Below are 18,944 nucleotides of genomic sequence, written 5' to 3' on the forward strand. Positions count from 1 at the left end.
CGGCAGCTCGGCGCCCGGCGCGTCGGCGCGAACCTCAAATCAACCTCTGAACGTCTCCCCGTCCGGATTCGAACGACTGCTTCCGGGCCATCACGTGAGGGACCGAAGGAGGGGGACATGAAAGAACTCGGTACCGGCATCGGCTGGCGGCCCGAGATCGCGGACGCGGTCGAGGCGCTGCCCGGCGTCGACTGGGTGGAGGTCGTCGCCGAGAACGTCTGCGCCGGCCATCTGCCCGACTCCCTGCAGCGGCTGCGGGCGCGCGGGGTGACCGTCGTGCCGCACGGCGTCTCGCTGGGCCTGGGCGGCGCGGACCGGCCGGACGCCGGGCGGCTCGCCTCGCTCGCGGAGAAGGCCACGGCCCTCGGGGCGCCGCTGGTGACGGAGCACATCGCGTTCGTACGGGCCGGGGGGCCTCTGACGGCGACGCAACCCCTCGAGGCCGGGCACCTGCTGCCCGTACCTCGCACCTGGGACGCGCTCGACGTGCTGTGCGAGAACGTCCGGATCGCGCAGGACGCGCTCCCGGTGCCGCTGGCCCTGGAGAACATCGCGGCCCTGATCTCCTGGCCGGGCGAGGAGCTGACGGAGGGCCAGTTCCTGTCGGAGCTGGTGGAGCGCACGGGGGTGCGGCTCCTGATCGACGTGGCGAACCTCCACACCAACCGCGTCAACCGGGGCGAGGACCCGGCGGAGGCCCTGTCCTCGCTGCCGGTCGAGGCCCTCGCCTACGTGCACGTGGCGGGCGGCCTGGAGCGGGACGGCGTCTGGCACGACACCCACGCCCACCCGGTGCCCCGGCCCGTCCTCGACATCCTCGCGGACCTGGCCTCCCGGGTCTCCCCTCCGGGCGTCCTGCTAGAACGGGACGACCTCTTCCCGGCCCCGGCGGAGCTCGCCGGGGAGCTCTCCGCGATCCGTGCGACGGTCGCCGGGGCGCGGCCCCGGCCCCTCCTCATCGGCGCGGGCGCCCGGGTGTCGGGCGGCCCGATGCCGGCCCGAGTCCCGGCTCACGTCCCGGCGGAAGGCCCGGCCCGGGTCCCGGCTCACGTCCCGGCGGAAGGCCCGGCCCGGGTCCCGGCCCAGGTTCCGGCTGGTGCCGTGGCGCACGCGCGCGCCGGGGCGCCGGTCCGGGACGCCGGCGCCCGCGACACCGCCCGCCAGCGCGTGGCCGTCGCCGAAGCGGCCCTCCTGTCGGCGCTCGTGGCCGGGACGCCCGCGCCCGAGGGCTTCGACGTGCGGCGGCTCGGCGTGCAGAGCCGGGCGCTCGCGGCGAAGCGGGCGGACGTCGTGGCGAAGGTGGCGCCCGAGCTGCCGGACATCCTGGGCGAGGGGTACCGCCCGGCGTTCCTCGCGTACGCCAGGAACCGGCCCATGACGGACGGCTACCGGCACGACGCCCTGGACTTCGTCGAAGGTCTGCTGGTCGCCGGGCGGCCGGAGGACCCGGAGGACCGGCGGCGGCTCACCGCGTGGTGGCGTGAACGGGCCGGCATCCGGCCGCCCGGTCCGGCGGCGCGGCTCGCGCACCGGGTCCGTACCGCACTGGGACGGGGGTGAGGCGGCCATGAACGTGCTCGCCGTCCTCTACGACCTGATCGGCGCCGCCTGCGTCGCCCTGCTCGTCACCAAGCTGAAGCGGGTCCGGCGCGGGTCCGGCGGGCCCGTCCACGACCGGTACGAGGCCGCCTTCCTGAACGGCGGGCCGGCGCGGGTGGTCGACACCGCGCTCGCCGCCCTGCACGGCGACGGCCGCATCGTCATCGGGGGCCCGGGCATCGTCCAGGTGCTGCGGCCGACCGCGAACGACCCGGTCGAGCGGGCGGTGCTGCAGGAGCTCGCCGCCGCGCCGTACGGGGCGCTCGCGCCGCTGCGGTTCGCCGTCATGCGGCATCCCGCCGTGCAGGAGATCGGCGACGGGCTCTCCGCGCGCGGGATGATCATGGAGCCCAGGGCTCGCCGGTCCGTGATCAGGTGGAGCCTGGGACTGGGCTTCGCCACGCTCGGGACAGTGCCGTTCGTCCTGATCCTCACCATGGTGGACCTCGTCGGCGAGGGCGGTCAGCTGCCGTTCGTCATCAAGGTGCTGCCGGGGCTGGTCGGTGTGCCCCTCGCCGGCGTGGTGTGCGGGACCGCCGCGGCACAGCGCGTCACGCCCGCCGGCCGGGAGGGGGTCGCCGCCTTCGTGCGGGCTCACGCACACCTCGCGGACCCCGGGACGCAGGTCGCCCTGTACGGGCTGCGGGCCCTGGCCGTGCCGGACCCGGCGCTTCGGGAGCAGTTGGTCACGGCGGCGCGCACGCGCCTCCCGTCGCCGGTCCGCACGTCCCGCACGTCCCGCACGTCCCGCACGTCGACGTCCTCGTCCTACGACGAGGCGGTGCTGCCCGTCTTGTGGTGCGCGGCCTCGGCCGGGGGTGAAGGGGGCGGCTGCGGCGGCGGGAGCTCCTGCTCCGGGGGTGGCAGCTCGTGCTCCGGAGGCGGCAGCTCGTGTTCGAGCGGCGGGAGTTCGTGCTCGTCGTCCTCCAGCTCCTGCTCCTCCAGCAGCAGTTCCTGTTCCTCCTCGTCGTCCAGCTCCTGCTCCTCCAGCAGCAGCTCCTGAAGGCGCGAACCCGGCGGCCCGCCCCATTCCGGTGGCGGGCCGCTCCGTCCTGCCGTACAACCTGCTCATGGTCTGGCTCCCGCTGCTCCTCGTCGCCTTCGTGGTCTCCGGTGTCGCCTGCGCGCGGGTGTGCCGGGACGCGGTCCTCGGCGACCGCCGGGGGCACGGGGACGGGCTCACGGTCCGTGAGGCCGCCTATCTGGCGGGCGGACCGCTGCGGGTCGTCGACCTCACGCTGGTCTGCCTGCACCGCTCGGGGCTCGTGCTGCTCGCGCACACCGGCTGGGCGACCGTCGTCGACGGTGCGGGCGGGCGGGACGAGGTGGAGCGCGCGGCACTGGGCGCGATCGGGCCCGCCGGGCAGGCGAGGATCGGGGACGTGCGGGAACTGACCGCCGGCGCCGCGGGCGTACGGGCGCTGGGCGACGGCCTGGTGGAGCGCGGGCTCGCGCTGCCCGAGGCCGAGCGGCGCGTGACGGCGGCGGGGTCGCGCGGGGTGCGGGGCGCGTTCCTGATGACGCTGCTGCTCGGGGCCGGGGCGGCGCTGCTGGTGCCGGCGGGCGAACGGGGGCCGGTGACGGCCTGGTTCGCGCTGCCGCTGCTGGCGACCGGTCTCTGTCTTCTGATCGCCCGGGCCGGCGACCCCGGCCACGACTGCTGGGCCTCGCCCGCCGGGCGGCGGCTGCTCGCGGGGCTGTCCGCGCGCGACCCGCTGACGGCGCTGGCGCGGAAGGGCACCGGCGTGCTCGAACCGGAGCTCCGTGCGGCCTTCCGGGTACATGACAGGCGACACCCGGCGTAGATCCTTTACTTGGCGAGCGCCCTGCGCCCAGTCTCCCTTGTGTCGCCCCGTCTCGCGGCTACGAAGGGAAGCGCCGATGAAGTCCGTAGCGCTGCACGCGCTCGTGCTGTCCAGCCTGCTGACCCCGGCCGTGGCCGGCCTGCCCCGGCTCGACACGCCGCCCGCCGAGAGCCGTGGCGTGCTGACCGCGGCTCGGGCGGCGGCCGCCGAGGGCATCCGCTTCGGGCCGTGCCCGGCGGTCGAGAAGCTGCCCGCCCCGGTGCAGTGCGGCACCGTGCGCGTCCCGCTCGACTACGCGCACCCCGAGGGCACCCTCATCCCGCTCGTGGTCAGCCGTGTGAGGGCCTCGGGCCCCGCCGCCGACCGGCAGGGCGCGCTCGTCCACAACCCCGGCGGCCCCGGCGCCTCCTCCACGTACTTCCCGCTCGCCGCCGGCCTCCCCGCCTGGCGGCGGATCGCCGCCGCGTACGACCTGGTGGGCTACGCCCCGCGCGGGGTCGGCCGCTCCGCGCCCGTCTCCTGCCAGGACCCGGCCGACCGCGTGACGGGCCCGACACTCGCCCCGAGCATCCCCTCCGAGGTCTTCAAGAAGGAGCGGATCGCCCGCGCCACCACGTACGCGCAGGGCTGCGCCCGCCGCACCGGGGCGGCGCTGCGGCACTACCACTCGCTCAACAACGCCCGCGATCTGGAGGTGCTGCGGGCCGCGCTCGGCGAGCGGCGCCTGACGTACATGGGCGCCTCGTACGGCACCTACTTCGGCGCGCTGTACGCGACGCTCTTCCCGCACCGGGTGCGCCGGATGGTCTTCGACTCGCCCGTGAACCCCTCGCCGCGGCAGATCTGGTACGTCAACAACCTCGACCAGTCCCTGGCCTTCGAGCGCCGCTGGGCCGACTTCCGGGCCTGGGCGGCGAAGCACGACGCGGTGTACGGGCTCGGCACCACCGCCGGCGAGGTGGGCGCGAACTACGAGAAGGTGCGCGCCGAGCTCGCCGCCGCCCCGGCGGGCGGCAAGGTCGGGCCCGGGCAGCTGCACGGGGCGATGCTGCAGGCGCTCTACGACGACCGCTTCTGGCCGGCCCGGGCGGGCGCCCTCGGGGCGTACCTGACGGGCGATCCGAAGGCACTGATCGCCCAGGCGGCGCCGCCCGCCCCGGCCCGCTCCGGCGGGGCGGAGGCCGGGGACCCCGGCAACGCGACCGCCGTCTACACGGCCGTGGAGTGCAACGACGCCCCCTGGCCGGAGGACTTCGCGGTGTGGGACCGGGACAACACCCGGCTCGCCGACCGGGCGCCGTTCGAGACCTGGGACAACGTGTGGGCCAACCTGCCCTGCGCGTACTGGAAGGCGCCCCGCCGGCGGCCGCTGGACGTGCGGACCGGTCCGGGCGTGCTTCCGCCGGTGCTGATCCTGGCGGCCGAACGGGACGCGGCGGCGCCGTACGAGGGGGCGCGGGAGCTGCAGCGCCGGCTCTCGGGCGCGGCCCTGGTGACGGAGGAGAACGCCGGGTCGCACGGCATCGGGGGCGGCGCGAACGCCTGCGTGAACGGCTACCTGGAGCGCTATCTGCTCACGGGAGCGGTACCCGGTGCGACGGCGGGCTCGGAGGCCGATACGGAGAGGACGCCGGTGCGGCGCGCGTCATGCGCGCCGCACCCGGAGCCGGACCCGGTGTCGCTGGAGCGGCAGGCGAAGGTCGTCCGCGAGCCGTCTGATCTTCCGGGTCAAGGGATCACCGCCCGGCTGGGCGCCGGGCGGTGACCGGGTTCGGTGGGCTCGGCGGTCAGGCCAGGCCGGCCACCAGGTCCGCCACGCTCTTGCGGCGGCCGGTGTAGAACGGGATCTCCTCGCGGACGTGCATCCGCGCCTCGGAGCCGCGCAGGTGACGCATCAGGTCGACGATGCGGTACAGCTCGTCGGCCTCGAAGGCCAGGATCCACTCGTAGTCGCCGAGCGAGAAGGAGGCGACCGTGTTGGCCCGCACGTCCGGGTAGCCGCGGGCCATCTTGCCGTGGTCGGCGAGCATCCGGCGGCGGTCCTCGTCCGGCAGCAGGTACCAGTCGTAGGAGCGGACGAAGGGGTACACCGAGACGTAGTCGCGCGGGGTCTCGTCGGCCAGGAAGGCCGGGATGTGCGACTTGTTGAACTCGGCGGGGCGGTGCAGCGCCATGTTCGACCAGACCGGCTCGAGAGCGCGGCCCAGCCTGGTGCGGCGGAAGAGGTTGTACGCCTCCTGGAGCTGGTCGCTCGTCTCGGCGTGCCACCAGATCATCACGTCGGCGTCGGCGCGCAGACCGGAGAGGTCGTACGTGCCGCGGACGGTGATGTCCTTGGCGGCGAGCTGGTCGAACAGCTCCTGGACCTCGTCGGCGTAGCCGCCGCGGTCCTCGGGCAGAACGTCGCGCAGCTTGAACACAGACCACAGGGTGTAGCGGATGACCTCGTTGAGGTCCTTCGCCTTCTTACCGGCGTTCGGGATCTTTTCGGGCGCACTCATGCGTCCATTCTCGCCCGTCACGGACAGTGCCCCGCACCAGGGTCGCCTGTTTTCGACGTGGCGATGATCTCGTCCCCGATCGCGGCCATGATCTCGTCGGCCGCGCGCTCGCCGGAGGCGATGCAGGCGGGGATGCCGACGCCCTCGTAGGCGGCCCCCGCGAGGGCCAGTCGGGGCAGCTCGGCGACGGCGGAGCGGACGCGGGCGACGCGGGCCAGGTGGCCGACCGGGTACTGCGGCAGGCCGCCCGTCCAGCGGGTCACGGTGGAGGCGACGGGCCGGGCGGCGAGACCGGTGGCGGCACCGAGGTCCTTGAGGGAGGCCTCGACCAGGTCGGCGTCCTCGCGGCACACCTGCGCCTCCTCTCCGTGACGGCCGACGGAGGTGCGCAGCACGAAGAGGTCGGGGGCGGCGTCGGCGACCCAGCGCCACTTCTGGCTGGAGAAGGTGGAGGCCTTGACGGTGCGGCCGTCGACCGGCGGCACGAGGAACCCCGAGCCCGGCAGGGCCTGCCCTCCGGACAGGTCGGAGCGGCGGAAGGCGAGGGTGACGAGGGCCATCGAGGCGTACTCGATCTCGTCGAGCTCGGCGGCGGCGGCCGGGGCGTGCGCGTTCAGCAGCCCCGCGGTGATGGGGGCGGGGGTGGCCAGGACGACGGCGTCGGCCTCGATGCCGAGGGGGTCGTGGTTCCGGTGCCGGGTACGGATCTGCCAGCCGGTGGGGGTGCGGAGCAGGGTGCCGCCCGGGGTGTGGGTGAGGATCTCGCCGCCGGCGGCGCGGATCGCGTCGGCGACGGCGCCCGGCAGGGTGCCGATGCCGCCCCGGATGCCGGCGAACGCCGTGCCGCCGAGGCCGGTGGCGGCGCCCGCGGCGTCACGGGGAGTGGCGGTGCCGGCCTGCTGGACCTCGCGCACGGCCTCGGTGAGCGTGGGGTGACGGCGGGCGGCCGCGAAGAGCGCGGGCACGGCGGCCTTCATGGAGATGCGGTAGGCGTCGCCCGCGTAGACCCCGCCGAGCAGGGGTTCGACGAGCCGGTCGACGACCTCGTGGCCCATGCGCTCGGCGACGTACGCGCCGATGGCGATGTCCTCGCCGATCTCGGTCGGCGGGAGGTCCAGGTCGCGGCCGATCCGTGCGACGCCCTCGGCGGACAGCAGGCCTTCGACGGCCCGGCCGTCACCGGGGACGCCCATGACGTGGCCCTTGGGCATGGGCACGAGGGCGCCGCGGGACCAGACGGAGGCGGTGGTGGTGCCGGGGGCCTGGAGCCGGTCGCCGAGGCCGACCCGCTCGGCGAGCGCGACGGCCTCGGGGCGGCGGGCGAGCAGCGACTCGGCGCCGAGGTCGACGGGGGCGCCGGCGATCTCTCCGGTGAGGAGCTTGCCGCCGAGCCGGTCGGAGGCTTCGAGGAGGGTCACCCGGGCGCCCGCGGTGACGAGGCGGTGGGCGGCGGCGAGGCCGGAGATGCCGCCGCCGATCACGACGACGTGCGGTCCGTCCGGCCGGCCGGCGGCCGGCCCGCCGGACGTCCGCCCGTCGGTGGTCCGCCCGTCGTTGGTCCGCCCGTCGGTCGTCCGCCCGTCCGTGCGCTGCGCGTTCGCGTTCATGGGGCCGTTCATGGGACCACTCTCTCAAATCGCCCGCGCGCTCCCGTTCCGAGGCCCGACCGTGACCGCTTCGCGACCGCCGGACCGCAACCCGCTCCCCCGCCCCGGCGTCCAAGGAGCACCACACACCGAGACCTTGGGGGGTACGGCATGCGAAGAGGGCGCACGGCCGCCGCGGCGGCGCTGCTGACGGCTTCACTGGTTCTGACCGGCTGCGCGGGCGCGGCCGACGACACGGCCCGGGACGCCAAGGGCGGCCTGAGCGCGCAGAAGCCCGGATACGCGGGCCCGGAGGCCGCGTCGGACGGTGCGGCGGACACCGCCTCGGGCGCCGAGCGCACCACCGCGCCGAAGTCGAAGACCCCGCTCGCGGGGCCTCAGCACGTCATCCGCACCGCGGAGCTGACCGTCGAGGTCGAGGACGCGGCGAAGGCGACGGCCGCGGCGCGCCGGGCGGCCGGGAACGCGGGCGGTCACGTCGAGAACGAGACGACCGAGCGGGTCGAGGACGCGCGTGTCACCTCGCGGCTGGTGCTGCGGGTCCCGCAGGAGCGCTACGACGCCGTGCTCGCCGAACTGGCGGGCGCGGGCGAACTGGTGTCGCGCAAGGCGGACGCCAAGGACGTCACCGAGCAGGTGGTGGACGTGGAGAGCCGGATCGCCACGCAGCGGGCCAGCGTGGTGCGGGTCCGGGCGCTGATGGAGAAGGCGACCCAGCTGAGCGACGTGGTCACCCTGGAAGGGGAGCTGAGCCGCCGCCAGGCGGACCTGGAGTCGCTGCTCGCCCAGCGGTCCGCGCTGAAGGACCGGACGTCGATGGCCACGATCACCCTGGACCTGATCGAGCCGGAGGCCGCGCCGGCCGAGGAGGAGGACGACCGGCCGGGCTTCCTCGACGCCCTCTCCGGCGGCTGGGACGCGCTCGTGGCCGCCGCCGCGTGGATCCTGATCGTCCTCGCGGCGCTCGCGCCGTGGCTCGCGGTGGCGGCGGTCGCGTACGTGGTGTGGCGGCGGGCGGTCCGGCCGCGCCTGGCCCGGCGCGCGAAGCGGGAGCGGCAGCCGGGACCGCGGACCTGGACGCCCGCGGAGGAGCGACCGGTCAACGCGGCCGGGGTGCCCACGAAGGAGCGACCGGTCGACGCGGCCAGGGTGCCCACGGAGGAGCGACCGGTCGACGCGGCCGGGGTGCCCACGGAGGACCCCGCCGGGGCCCGGGCCGGGAGCGCCGCGGGCGTGCCCGGCCGACGGGCCGACGAGGGCGGGGGCGGCGAGTCCGGCGGCCGGGAGGACACCGCCTGAACGCCCCTCCCGTCGTAGCGTGTTCGTATGAGCGAACGACTGGTGGTCATCGGCGGCGACGCGGCGGGCATGTCCGCCGCGTCGCAGGCGCGCAGGCTCAAGGGGCCCGGGGAGCTGGAGATCGTCGCCTTCGAGCGCGGGCACTTCAGCTCGTACTCGGCCTGCGGCATCCCGTACTGGGTGGGGGGCGACGTCCCCGTACGGGACAAGCTGATCGCCCGGGCCCCCGAGGAGCACCGCGCACGGGACATCGACCTGCGGATGCGGACCGAGGTGACCGAGCTCGACCTGGCCGGGCAGCGGGTGCGCGCCCGGGACCTGGAGTCGGGCGCGGAGTCCTGGACCGGCTTCGACAAGCTGGTGATCGCGACGGGCGCGCGGCCGCTGCGCCCGCCGCTGCCGGGCATCGACGCGCCGGGCGTGCACGGGGTGCAGACGCTGGACGACGGGCAGGCGCTGCTCGACTCGCTGTCCGCGGCCCGGGGCCGGCGGGCGGTGGTGGTCGGCGCCGGCTACATCGGCGTGGAGATGGCGGAGGCGCTGCTCGGTCACGGTTTCGAGGTGACGGTCCTGAACCGCAGCGAGCAGCCGATGGCGACGCTCGACCCGGACATGGGGCGTCTGGTGCACGAGGCGATGGACGGTCTCGGCATCACGACCGTCGGCTCCTCGCCGGCGACGAAGATCCTCACGGGCGAGAACGGCCGCGTGCGGGCGGTGGCCACGGACGAGGGCGAGTACCCGGCGGACGTGGTGGTGCTCGGCACGGGCGTGGTGCCGGAGACCTCGCTGGCGCGGGCGGCGGGGCTGCCGCTCGGCGTGTACGACGGGCTGCTGACGGACCTGTCGATGCGGGTGCGCGGGCACGGAAACATCTGGGCGGGCGGCGACTGTGTGGAGGTCCTCGACCTGGTGTCGGGCCGGGAGCGGCACGTGCCGCTGGGGACGCACGCCAACAAGCACGGTCAGGTGATCGGCTCGAACGTGGGCGGCGGGTACGCGACCTTCCCCGGCGTGGTGGGGACGGCCGTGTCGAAGGTCTGCGACCTGGAGATCGCCCGGACCGGGCTGCGGGAGAAGGACGCCCGCGAGGTGGGGCTCCAGTACGTGGCGGTGACGGTGGAGTCGACGAGCCGGGCCGGCTACTACCCGGGCGCCGCGCCGATGACCGTGAAGATGCTGGCGGAGCGCCGGACCGGCCGGCTGCTCGGCGTGCAGATCGTGGGCCGCGAAGGGGCCGGGAAGCGGGTGGACATCGCCGCGGTGGCACTGACGGCGGGCATGACGGTGGAGGCGATGACGGCGCTCGACCTCGGGTACGCGCCGCCGTTCTCACCGGTGTGGGACCCGGTCCTGGTAGCGGCGCGCAAGGCGGTGGCGGCCGTTCGGGCGGCGGGCTGACCCGAGCGGCCGACGGCGGAGCGTGACGAATTGCGACCACGGGATCACCGTGGGTGACTTGCCGCATGATCAGACACACGATGCGCGCGCTCTGCGCCGCCACGCTCGTCATAGCCCCGCTCGCGCTCTCCACGGCCCCCGCCCACGCGGTCACCGCGTGCACGGTCAACGGCCGCCCCGTCTCCGGGACGACGGTCAACGGGACGTCGGGCGCCGACCTCATCCGGTGCGGCTCGGTCGCCGCGGGCGACTCCGTCAACGGCCTGGGCGGTGCCGACTACATCGTCGTCACCGGCACGGTCTCCGGCACCGTCGACGGCGGCGCGGGCGCCGACTACGTCACCGCCGAGGACGGCACCACGGGGACCGGTCAGGTCCTCGGCTCCACCGAGAACGACTTCCTGCGCGTCGGCCCGAACGCCGGCGTCGTCAACGGCGGGGCCGGTGTCGACTTCTGCCGGGTGAGCTCGGGCAATCCGCCGGTCAACTGCTAGTTCGCCCCACGACCTCGTTCCCCGTCCGCCGTCCGCCGTCCGAGCGGGCGGCGGACGGCGTCCCACGGGGACGGCTCAGCGGGCCGTCCGCGTGTGGACGTAGTCGACCAGACGGGTCAGGGTGTCCGGGTCGGTCGTCGGCAGCACCCCGTGACCGAGGTTGAACACATGCCCCTCGAGGCCCGCCGCGGCGGCCAGGACCTCGTCGGTCTTGGCCTCCACGGCCTCCCGCGAGGAGAACAGCACGGCCGGGTCGAGGTTGCCCTGGAGCGCCTTGCCGGGGCCCACCCGGCGGGCGGCCTCGTCGAGCGGGATGCGCCAGTCGACGCCGACCACGTCGGCGCCGGCCTCGCCCATCAGGCCGAGCAGCTCGCCCGTACCGACGCCGAAGTGGATGCGCGGGACGCCGTAGGAGGCGACCGCGTCGAAGACCTTCACGGAGGCCGGCATGACCGAGCGGCGGTAGTCGGCGGGGGCCAGGGCGCCCACCCAGGAGTCGAAGAGCTGCACGGCGGAGGCGCCGGCCTCGATCTGCACCTTGAGGAAGGCCGAGGTGATCTCGGCGAGACGGTCGAGCAGGTCGGCCCACAGCTGCGGGTCGCCGTACATGAGCGCCTTGGTGTGCTCGTGGTTGCGGGACGGGCCGCCCTCGACGAGGTAGCTCGCGAGAGTGAACGGCGCGCCGGCGAAACCGATCAGCGGGGTGGACCCCAGTTCGGCGGTGAGCATGCCGATCGCCTCGGTGACGTAGTGGACGTCCTCGGGGGTCAGGTCACGCAGCCGGGCCAGGTCGGCGCGGGTGCGGATGGGCTCGGCGACGACCGGGCCGACGCCGGGCTTGATGTCGAGGTCGACGCCGATGGCCTTGAGCGGGACGACGATGTCGCTGAAGTAGATCGCCGCGTCGACCTTGTGCCGGCGCACCGGCTGCAGGGTGATCTCGGTGACGAGCTCGGGCCGCATGCACGATTCGAGCATGGGGATGCCCTCGCGGACCTTGAGGTACTCGGGCAGGGACCGCCCGGCCTGCCGCATGAACCAGACCGGCGTGTGCGGCACGGCCTCGCGCCGGCACGCCTTCAGGAACGCGGAGTCGTACGTCTGCGGCTGGTGCTTCGTCTCGTTGCCCTCGGATGGGGTCTCCCCAGCCCCGGCGGAGCCTGGGGTGTGGGGAAGGTCATTGGCACTCACGCCCAGAATCTTCGCATGTGGCGAGAAGCCGCTCGCCCGGCCCGGGTGTCCCTCCCTGCGCACGGGCCCCGTTCCGCCTACTCTTCCCGGCATGGCTGCGGCTCAGGGACATTTTTCCGATCATTCCGACGGCATTCGAGGGACGGAGAAGGCAGCGGGCGACAGGGTGGACCCCACGGATCCCACGACTCCGCCGACTCCCCCGGAGGCGGACCCGGTGCCGCCCGCGTTCCGGCGGGCGGTCGAGGGGCTGCGCGCGGTCCGGCTGCGGCCGGAGATCGAGGTCGACCCGACGCGAGCGCCGCAGCGGCTCGCCCCGCACGCCTACGCCCTGGAGGCCGCGGTGGTGGACGGCGAGGACGACCTGGCGGACGGGCGTCTGGTGCTGCTGCACGACCCGGCCGGGCACGACGCCTGGAAGGGAACCTTCCGCCTGGTGACGCTGATCAGGGCGGAGCTGGAGCCGGAGATGGCCTCGGACCCGCTGCTGCCGGAGGTCTGCTGGTCGTGGCTGACCGGGGCGATGGAGGCGCGCGGCCTGGCGTACGGCGAGGCGAGCGGGACGGTCACCATGGCGGGCTCCCACTACTTCGGGGGGCTCGCGGAGCGGCGCCCGGCGACCCAGATCGAGATCCGGGCCTCGTGGACCCCGAAGGAGGGCCCGGCCGGGGTGCCGGACACCGGGACGCACCTGGCGGCCTGGTGCGATCTGCTGTGCCAGGTCGCGGGTCTGCCGCCGTCGGTGGACCCGGCGCCGGGGACGAGCTCGGGGACGACCTCGGGCGCCGGGGTCGTCTCGCTGCCGCAGCGGCGGGGTCCGCAGCAGCCGTGACACCCCCGAGGGGGGTCGATTTCCGGACACTTTCGAGTGGGACGGGCGTGAGGCTCGTACGATGATCGATCACGCGTCCGAATTGCCCCAATTGTTACTCACCAAATCGTGATCTTTCCCTAAAGGCGGGCGGCCCAGCTGCCGAAGGAGTCAGTGACCCCTTCAAAGCACGGGTTCGCCCCCGGCTTCTTCCCCGAGCCGGCTCCGTCCCGCACCTTCCCCAGGAGGCCTGGTGTCCGTTCTCCTCGAGCAGCCCGCAAGCCTGGTCGCCTACCGCCCGAACAAGCCGACGGCCATGGTCGTCGTGGCCGACCCACGCGTCCGCTCCACCGTCACCCGCCACCTGTGGGCGCTCGGGGTGCGCGACGTCATCGAGGCGTCGTCCATCGCGGAGGCCCGTCCCCGCGTCGGCAACCCGCGCGACATCTGCGTGGCCGACGTCCACCTCCCCGACGGCAGCGGACTCACCCTGCTGTCCGAGACCCGCGCCGCGGGCTGGCCCAACGGCCTCGCCCTCTCCGCCGCCGACGACATCGGCGCGGTGCGCAACGCCCTCGCCGGGGGCGTCAAGGGCTACGTCGTCACCGGAACGCGCACCAACATCGGGCACCCCACCCGCCCCGGTGCCGCGCCCATCGGTTCCGCGGCCGCCCGCCTCGGCCACCGCCGCCCCCCGGGTGCCCCGAGCCACCCGGGCGGCTACCGCGAGCTCTCCGGCCGCGAGGTCGAGGTGCTGCGGCTGGTGGCCGAGGGCCAGTCCAACAAGGCGATCGGCGTCTCCATGGGCCTGTCGGCGCTCACCGTGAAGAGCCACCTCGCCCGCATCGCCCGCAAGCTGGGCACCGGCGACCGGGCCGGCATGGTCGCCGTGGCGCTGCGCACCGGGATCATCCACTGAGCGGCAGGGCCGCCCGAAGGCCGTGAAGAGCGGCAGGCGCCTGTCGACGGAACGTTCCGTCACGGTCCGACCGACCCCACCCGGGCGGTCGACCGTTCCGGCTGTTCCGTCGATGGGCGCTTGCCATTCACAGATACCCTTGACAGGTGACCGACGCCCAAGACACCGCGAGTGACACCGCACTGCGAACCACCGGGGGCGCCCCCTCGGACGACGACGTCCCTGCGCGTGGGCTGCCGATCCCGCTGCTCGAACCCCGCGAGGGCATTCCGCCCGTCGTCGCCACCGAGGACGCCCTCGCCGAGGTGATCGCCGCCTTCGCGGCCGGCCGCGGCCCCGTCGCCGTCGACGCCGAACGCGCCTCCGGCTACCGCTACGGGCAGCGCGCCTATCTCGTCCAGCTCCGCAGGGAGGGCGCGGGAAGCGCCCTGATCGACCCGGTGGGCTGCCCCGATCTCTCCGCCCTCGGCGAGGCGCTCACCGGCACCGAGTGGATCCTGCACGCCGCGACCCAGGACCTCCCGTGCCTGCGCGACATAGGCATGGTGCCGACGCGGCTCTTCGACACCGAGCTCGCCGGCCGGCTCGCCGGATTCCCGCGGGTCGGTCTCGGCGCGATGGTCGAGTCGGTCCTCGGCTACGCCCTGGAGAAGGGGCACTCCGCCGTCGACTGGTCCACCCGCCCGCTCCCCGAGCCCTGGCTGCGGTACGCGGCGCTCGACGTGGAACTGCTGGTCGACCTGCGCGACGAGCTGGAGAAGGAGCTCGACCGGCAGGGCAAGCTGGAGTGGGCGCTCCAGGAGTTCGACGCGATCGCCTCCGCGCCGCCCGCCGCGCCGCGCAAGGACCCCTGGCGCCGTACGTCCGGCATGCACAAGGTGCGCCGCCGTCGGCAGATGGCGGTCGTGCGGGAGCTGTGGAACGCCCGTGACAAGGTGGCGCAGCGGCGGGACGTCTCCCCCGGCAAGGTGCTGAGCGACGCGGCGATCGTGGAGGCGGCCCTGGCGCTTCCGCCGAACGTGGGCGCGCTCTCGGCGCTGCCCGGCTTCGGGCAGCGGGCGAGCCGGCGTCAGCTGGAGCAGTGGCAGGCGGCCGTGGACCGGGCCAAGGCCCTGCCGGACTCCGAGCTGCCGCAGCCGGGCCAGCCGGTGGCGGGCCCGCCGCCGCCGCGGGCCTGGGCGGACAAGGACCCGGCCGCCGCGGCCCGGCTCTCCGCCGCGCGCGCCGCGGTCTCCGCCCTCGCGGAGGAGCTGAACCTGCCGCAGGAGAACCTGATCACCCCGGACACGGTCCGCCGCGTCTGCTGGGAGCCGCCGTCCCCGGCCGGCCCGGACACGGTCGCCGCCGCCCTCACCGGCCACGGCGCCCGCCCCTGGCAGGTGGAGCTGGTGACCCCGCTGCTGGTCACCGCCCTGGCCGCGCGGGCGTAGGCCGCGCGCTCGGACACGATGACGAGGCCCCCGGTGCCGACGGCGCCGGGGGCCTCGCCGTGTCCTGGTTCCCGCCGCTCCGGGCCGGTCCGAGGCCCCGCCGCGCCCCGCGGCGGGTGTGACCTTCGCCGCTTGGGGCGGGGGGACTGGGCAGTCTGGTTACCCGCAAGTAGCATGGGGGTAGCAAGCGCGCGCTTAGCCGCGTGCCGGGCAGCGCGCCCGCAGCAGTGCCATCCCGCACCCTGGAGGAGAGCCATCGTGCCTCGTACCGTCAGGGACGTCGTCTTCGTCGACGGCGTCCGTACCCCGTTCGGCAAGGCGGGCCCGAAGGGCATCTACCACGAGACCCGCGCCGACGACCTCGTCGTGAAGGCCATCCGCGAGCTGCTGCGCCGCAACCCGGGCCTCGACCCCGCCAAGATCGACGAGGTCGCCATCGCCGCGACCACGCAGATCGGCGACCAGGGCCTGACCCTCGGCCGTACCGCCGGCATCCTCGCGGGCCTGCCGCAGTCCGTGCCGGGCTACTCGATCGACCGCATGTGCGCTGGCGCCCTGACCGCCGTCACCTCGGTGGCCGGTTCGATCGCCTTCGGCGCCTACGACGCCGTCATCGCCGGTGGTGTCGAGCACATGGGCCGTCACCCCATGGGCGAGGGCGTCGACCCGAACCCGCGCTTCGTGAGCGAGAAGCTGGTCGACGAGTCCGCCCTGTTCATGGGCATGACCGCCGAGAACCTGCACGACCGCTACCCGACCATCACCAAGCAGCGCGCCGACGAGTACGCCGTGCGCTCGCAGGAGAAGGCCGGCAAGGCGTACGCCGACGGCAAGATCCAGCAGGACCTGGTGCCGATCTCGGTCCGCCGCACCTCGCCCGAGGGCGGCGAGACCGGCTGGGGCCTGGTCACGGCCGACGAGCCGATGCGCCCGGGCACCACCCTGGAGTCGCTGGCGAACCTGAAGACGCCGTTCCGCGTCCACGGCAACGTCACCGCGGGCAACGCGGCCGGCCTGAACGACGGCGCCACGGCCTCGATCATCGCCTCCGAGGACTTCGCCCGCGAGAACAACCTCCCGGTGAAGATGCGCCTGGTCTCCTACGCCTTCGCCGGCGTGGAGCCCGAGGTCATGGGCTACGGCCCGATCCCGGCCACCGAGAAGGCGCTGGCGAAGGCCGGTCTGTCCATCTCGGACATCGGTCTCTTCGAGATCAACGAGGCCTTCGCCGTGCAGGTCCTCGCCTTCCTGGAGCACTACGGCATCGCCGACGACGACGCCCGCGTCAACCAGTACGGCGGCGCCATCGCGTACGGCCACCCGCTCGCCTCCTCCGGCGTCCGTCTGATGACGCAGCTGGCCCGCCAGTTCGAGGAGCAGCCGGAGGTCCGCTACGGCCTCACCACCATGTGCGTCGGCTTCGGCATGGGCGCGACGGTCATCTGGGAGAACCCGAACCACAAGGACGCCGGAGGCAGCAAGTGAGCACCACCGCAGAGCTTCTGAAGGGCGCCGCCGAGCTCTTCCCGGACGAGGTCGTCACCTCGGCCCACGTACGGCACTTCGAACTCCCCGCGGGTGCGGGCCGGTTCGCGCTGATCACGCTGGACAACGGCTTCGACCACACCAAGCCGACCACCTTCGGCCCGCAGTCGCTCGCCAACCTCAACACGGCGATCGACCAGGTCGAGGCCGAGGCCGCGAACGGTGAGATCGTCGGCGCCGGCATCACCGGCAAGCCGTTCATCTTCGCCGTCGGCGCGGACCTCAAGGGCGTCGAGCTGCTCAAGCAGCACTCCGACGCGCTCGCCATCGGCAAGGGCGGCCACGACGTGTTCAAGCGTCTGGCGAACCTGGCCGTCCCGACCTTCGCGTACTACAACGGCGCGGCCATGGGCGGCGGCGTCGAGGTCGGTCTGCACTGCACCTACCGCACCGTCTCGAAGGCCCTCCCGGCCTTCTCGCTGCCCGAGGTCTTCCTCGGCCTGGTGCCCGGCTGGGGCGGCTGCACGATCCTGCCGAACCTGATCGGCGCGGAGAAGGCCGTCTCGGTCATCATCGAGAACAGCCTCAACCAGAACCGCCAGCTCAAGGGCAAGCAGGTCTTCGAGCTCGGCATCGCCGACGCCCTCTTCGAGGGTGCCGACTTCCTGGAGCAGTCCCTCATCTGGACCGCCCAGGTCCTGAAGGGCGACGTCACCGTCGAGCGCCCGGAGATCGACCGCGGTGAGGGCTGGGACCAGGCCGTCGCCAAGGGCCGCGCCATCGCCGACTCCAAGGTGCACGGCGCCGCCCCGGCCGCCTACCGCGCCCTCGACATCATCGAGGCGTCCAAGGACGGCGACCTGCAGAAGGGCTTCGACGCCGAGGACCAGGCCCTCGCCGACCTGATCATGGGTGGCGAACTGCGCTCCGGCATCTACGCCTTCAACCTGGTGCAGAAGCGCGGCAAGCGCCCCGCCGGCGCTCCGGACAAGAACCTGGCCCGCCCGGTCACCAAGGTCGGTGTCGTCGGCGCCGGTCTGATGGCCTCCCAGCTGGCCCTGCTCTTCCTGCGCCGCCTCGAGGTGCCGGTCGTCCTGACCGACATCGACCAGGAGCGCGTCGACAAGGGTGTGGGCTACGTCCACGCCGAGATCGAGAAGCTGCTCGGCAAGGGCCGCATCAACCAGGACAAGGCCAACCGTCTCAAGGGCCTGGTCTCCGGTGTCCTGGACAAGGCCGAGGGCTTCGCGGACGCGGACTTCATCATCGAGGCCGTGTTCGAGGAGATGACGGTCAAGCAGAAGGTGTTCGCCGAGGTCGAGGCGGTCGCCCCGGCGCACGCCATCCTCGCCACCAACACCTCCTCGCTGTCCGTGTCGGAGATGGCCTCCAAGCTCCAGCACCCGGAGCGCGTGGTCGGCTTCCACTTCTTCAACCCGGTCGCGATCCTCCCGCTCCTGGAGATCGTCCGCGGCGAGAAGACCGACGACGCCTCGCTGGCCACGGCCTTCGCCGTCGCCAAGAAGCTGAAGAAGACGGGTGTGCTGACGAAGGACGCCCCGGCGTTCGTCGTGAACCGCATCCTGACCCGCTTCATGGGGGAGATCCAGAACATCATCGACGAGGGCACCCCGGTGGCCACGGCGGAGAAGGCGGTCGAGCCGCTGGGTCTGCCGATGTCCCCGCTGGTCCTCCTGGAGCTCGTCGGCCCGGCCATCGGTCTGCACGTCTCCGAGACCCTGAACCGCTCCTTCCCCGAGCGCTTCACCGTCTCCCCCAACCTGAAGGCCGTCGTCGAGGCCGGCAAGCGCGGCTTCTACGTCTACAACGCGGAGAACGGCTTCAAGCCGGAGCTCGACCCCGAGGTCGCCGCGCTCCTGAAGCAGGGCGACGTCGTCCTGACCGAGGAGCAGGCCCGCGACCGCGTCCTGGACGCGGTGGCGCAGGAGATCGGCCTGATGCTGGAGGAGGGTGTCGTCGCCGAGGCGCAGGACATCGACCTCTGCCTGATCACCGGCGCGGGCTGGCCCTTCCACCTGGGCGGCATCACGCCGTACCTGGACCGTGAGGGCGTCTCCGAGCGCGTCAACGGCAAGCGGTTCCTGGCGCAGGGCGTGGCGAGCGTCCCGGCGTAACACCGCTCGCTCACCCGTACGTGTGACGGCCCCGGCACCCTCGTGGTGCCGGGGCCGTCATGCTGGGTGCACGGATCTTCTGATCGTGGACGGCGCCAACGTGGTCGGGTCGGTGCTGGGGGTCCCCCCGGACGACGTCTGGGGGAGGCTGGTGGAAGGACCGGCGCGGGGCCGCGTGCCCTGCCGTCGTAGGGGCGTCCGTTCGGCCTCCCCGGGACCGGGACGGGCCCGGAAGCATGGCTTCCGGGCCCGTCCCCGTATCGGCCT

General features: G+C 74.0%; 15 protein-coding genes. 12 read left to right on the top strand and 3 right to left on the bottom strand.

Features of this window, described 5'->3' with window-relative positions:
- The first annotated feature begins 117 nt into the window (after nt 1-117).
- From AB0M16_RS08845 to AB0M16_RS08860, 4 genes are all read left to right on the top strand, one after another.
- Nucleotides 118-1,560 (top strand): DUF692 family multinuclear iron-containing protein, encoded by a 1,443-nt coding sequence (locus tag AB0M16_RS08845; protein ID WP_365340373.1) that lies wholly within the window; start codon nt 118-120, stop codon nt 1,558-1,560.
- A gap of 7 nt (nt 1,561-1,567) precedes the next feature.
- The gene (locus tag AB0M16_RS08850; RefSeq protein WP_365340375.1) at nt 1,568-2,602 is read left to right on the top strand and encodes a TIGR04222 domain-containing membrane protein; all 1,035 of its coding nucleotides are present in this window, start codon (nt 1,568-1,570) and stop codon (nt 2,600-2,602) included.
- Between the two features lie 31 nt (nt 2,603-2,633).
- The gene (locus AB0M16_RS08855) at nt 2,634-3,404 is read left to right on the top strand and encodes a TIGR04222 domain-containing membrane protein (RefSeq protein ID WP_365340377.1); all 771 of its coding nucleotides are present in this window, start codon (nt 2,634-2,636) and stop codon (nt 3,402-3,404) included.
- A gap of 76 nt (nt 3,405-3,480) precedes the next feature.
- Nucleotides 3,481-5,169 (top strand): alpha/beta hydrolase, encoded by a 1,689-nt coding sequence (locus tag AB0M16_RS08860; RefSeq protein WP_365340379.1) that lies wholly within the window; start codon nt 3,481-3,483, stop codon nt 5,167-5,169.
- Nucleotides 5,170-5,191: 22 nt separating this feature from the next.
- Here AB0M16_RS08860 and hemQ read toward each other — a convergent pair whose 3' ends face one another.
- The gene (hemQ, locus tag AB0M16_RS08865) at nt 5,192-5,905 is read right to left on the bottom strand and encodes a hydrogen peroxide-dependent heme synthase (RefSeq protein ID WP_365340381.1); all 714 of its coding nucleotides are present in this window, start codon (nt 5,903-5,905) and stop codon (nt 5,192-5,194) included.
- A gap of 17 nt (nt 5,906-5,922) precedes the next feature.
- Nucleotides 5,923-7,524 carry a protoporphyrinogen oxidase gene (hemG, locus tag AB0M16_RS08870; protein ID WP_365340383.1) on the bottom strand — a complete coding sequence of 534 codons (1,602 nt, stop codon included), beginning with the start codon at nt 7,522-7,524 and terminating at the stop codon, nt 5,923-5,925.
- A 138-nt stretch (nt 7,525-7,662) separates the two neighbouring features.
- Here hemG and AB0M16_RS08875 point away from each other — a divergent pair, with 138 nt between their 5' ends.
- From AB0M16_RS08875 to AB0M16_RS08885, 3 genes are all read left to right on the top strand, one after another.
- Complete coding sequence (locus AB0M16_RS08875; RefSeq protein ID WP_365340385.1) at nt 7,663-8,811, top strand: DUF4349 domain-containing protein; 1,149 nt, start codon at nt 7,663-7,665, stop codon at nt 8,809-8,811.
- A 27-nt stretch (nt 8,812-8,838) separates the two neighbouring features.
- Nucleotides 8,839-10,212, top strand: a complete 1,374-nt coding sequence (locus tag AB0M16_RS08880; protein ID WP_365340387.1) for an FAD-dependent oxidoreductase — start codon at nt 8,839-8,841, stop codon at nt 10,210-10,212.
- Nucleotides 10,213-10,277: 65 nt separating this feature from the next.
- A complete protein-coding gene (locus AB0M16_RS08885; RefSeq protein WP_365340389.1) occupies nt 10,278-10,706 on the top strand; it encodes a hypothetical protein in 429 nt (142 codons plus the stop codon).
- 75 nt (nt 10,707-10,781) lie between these two features.
- On the opposite strand, the gene hemE is transcribed toward AB0M16_RS08885, so the two are convergent.
- Nucleotides 10,782-11,789, bottom strand: a complete 1,008-nt coding sequence (gene hemE / locus AB0M16_RS08890; RefSeq protein ID WP_365340753.1) for a uroporphyrinogen decarboxylase — start codon at nt 11,787-11,789, stop codon at nt 10,782-10,784.
- 199 nt (nt 11,790-11,988) lie between these two features.
- Here hemE and AB0M16_RS08895 point away from each other — a divergent pair, with 199 nt between their 5' ends.
- The 5 genes from AB0M16_RS08895 to AB0M16_RS08915 all read left to right on the top strand — a co-directional run bounded on the left by AB0M16_RS08895 (nt 11,989) and on the right by AB0M16_RS08915 (nt 18,677).
- Nucleotides 11,989-12,729 (top strand): DUF3000 domain-containing protein, encoded by a 741-nt coding sequence (locus tag AB0M16_RS08895; RefSeq protein ID WP_365340391.1) that lies wholly within the window; start codon nt 11,989-11,991, stop codon nt 12,727-12,729.
- 232 nt (nt 12,730-12,961) lie between these two features.
- Nucleotides 12,962-13,627 (top strand): response regulator transcription factor, encoded by a 666-nt coding sequence (locus AB0M16_RS08900; RefSeq protein ID WP_017242457.1) that lies wholly within the window; start codon nt 12,962-12,964, stop codon nt 13,625-13,627.
- 146 nt (nt 13,628-13,773) lie between these two features.
- A complete protein-coding gene (locus tag AB0M16_RS08905; protein ID WP_365340393.1) occupies nt 13,774-15,057 on the top strand; it encodes a ribonuclease D in 1,284 nt (427 codons plus the stop codon).
- Nucleotides 15,058-15,315: 258 nt separating this feature from the next.
- The gene (locus tag AB0M16_RS08910; protein WP_365340396.1) at nt 15,316-16,542 is read left to right on the top strand and encodes an acetyl-CoA C-acyltransferase; all 1,227 of its coding nucleotides are present in this window, start codon (nt 15,316-15,318) and stop codon (nt 16,540-16,542) included.
- Entirely contained in the window at nt 16,539-18,677 is a 2,139-nt protein-coding gene (locus tag AB0M16_RS08915) for a 3-hydroxyacyl-CoA dehydrogenase NAD-binding domain-containing protein (protein WP_365340398.1), read from the top strand. Before AB0M16_RS08910 ends, AB0M16_RS08915 begins: the two co-directional genes overlap by 4 nt.
- Nucleotides 18,678-18,944: the final 267 nt, after the last annotated feature.

Source organism: Streptomyces sp. NPDC051921, assembly GCF_040680975.1.
GTDB lineage: Bacteria > Actinomycetota > Actinomycetes > Streptomycetales > Streptomycetaceae > Streptomyces.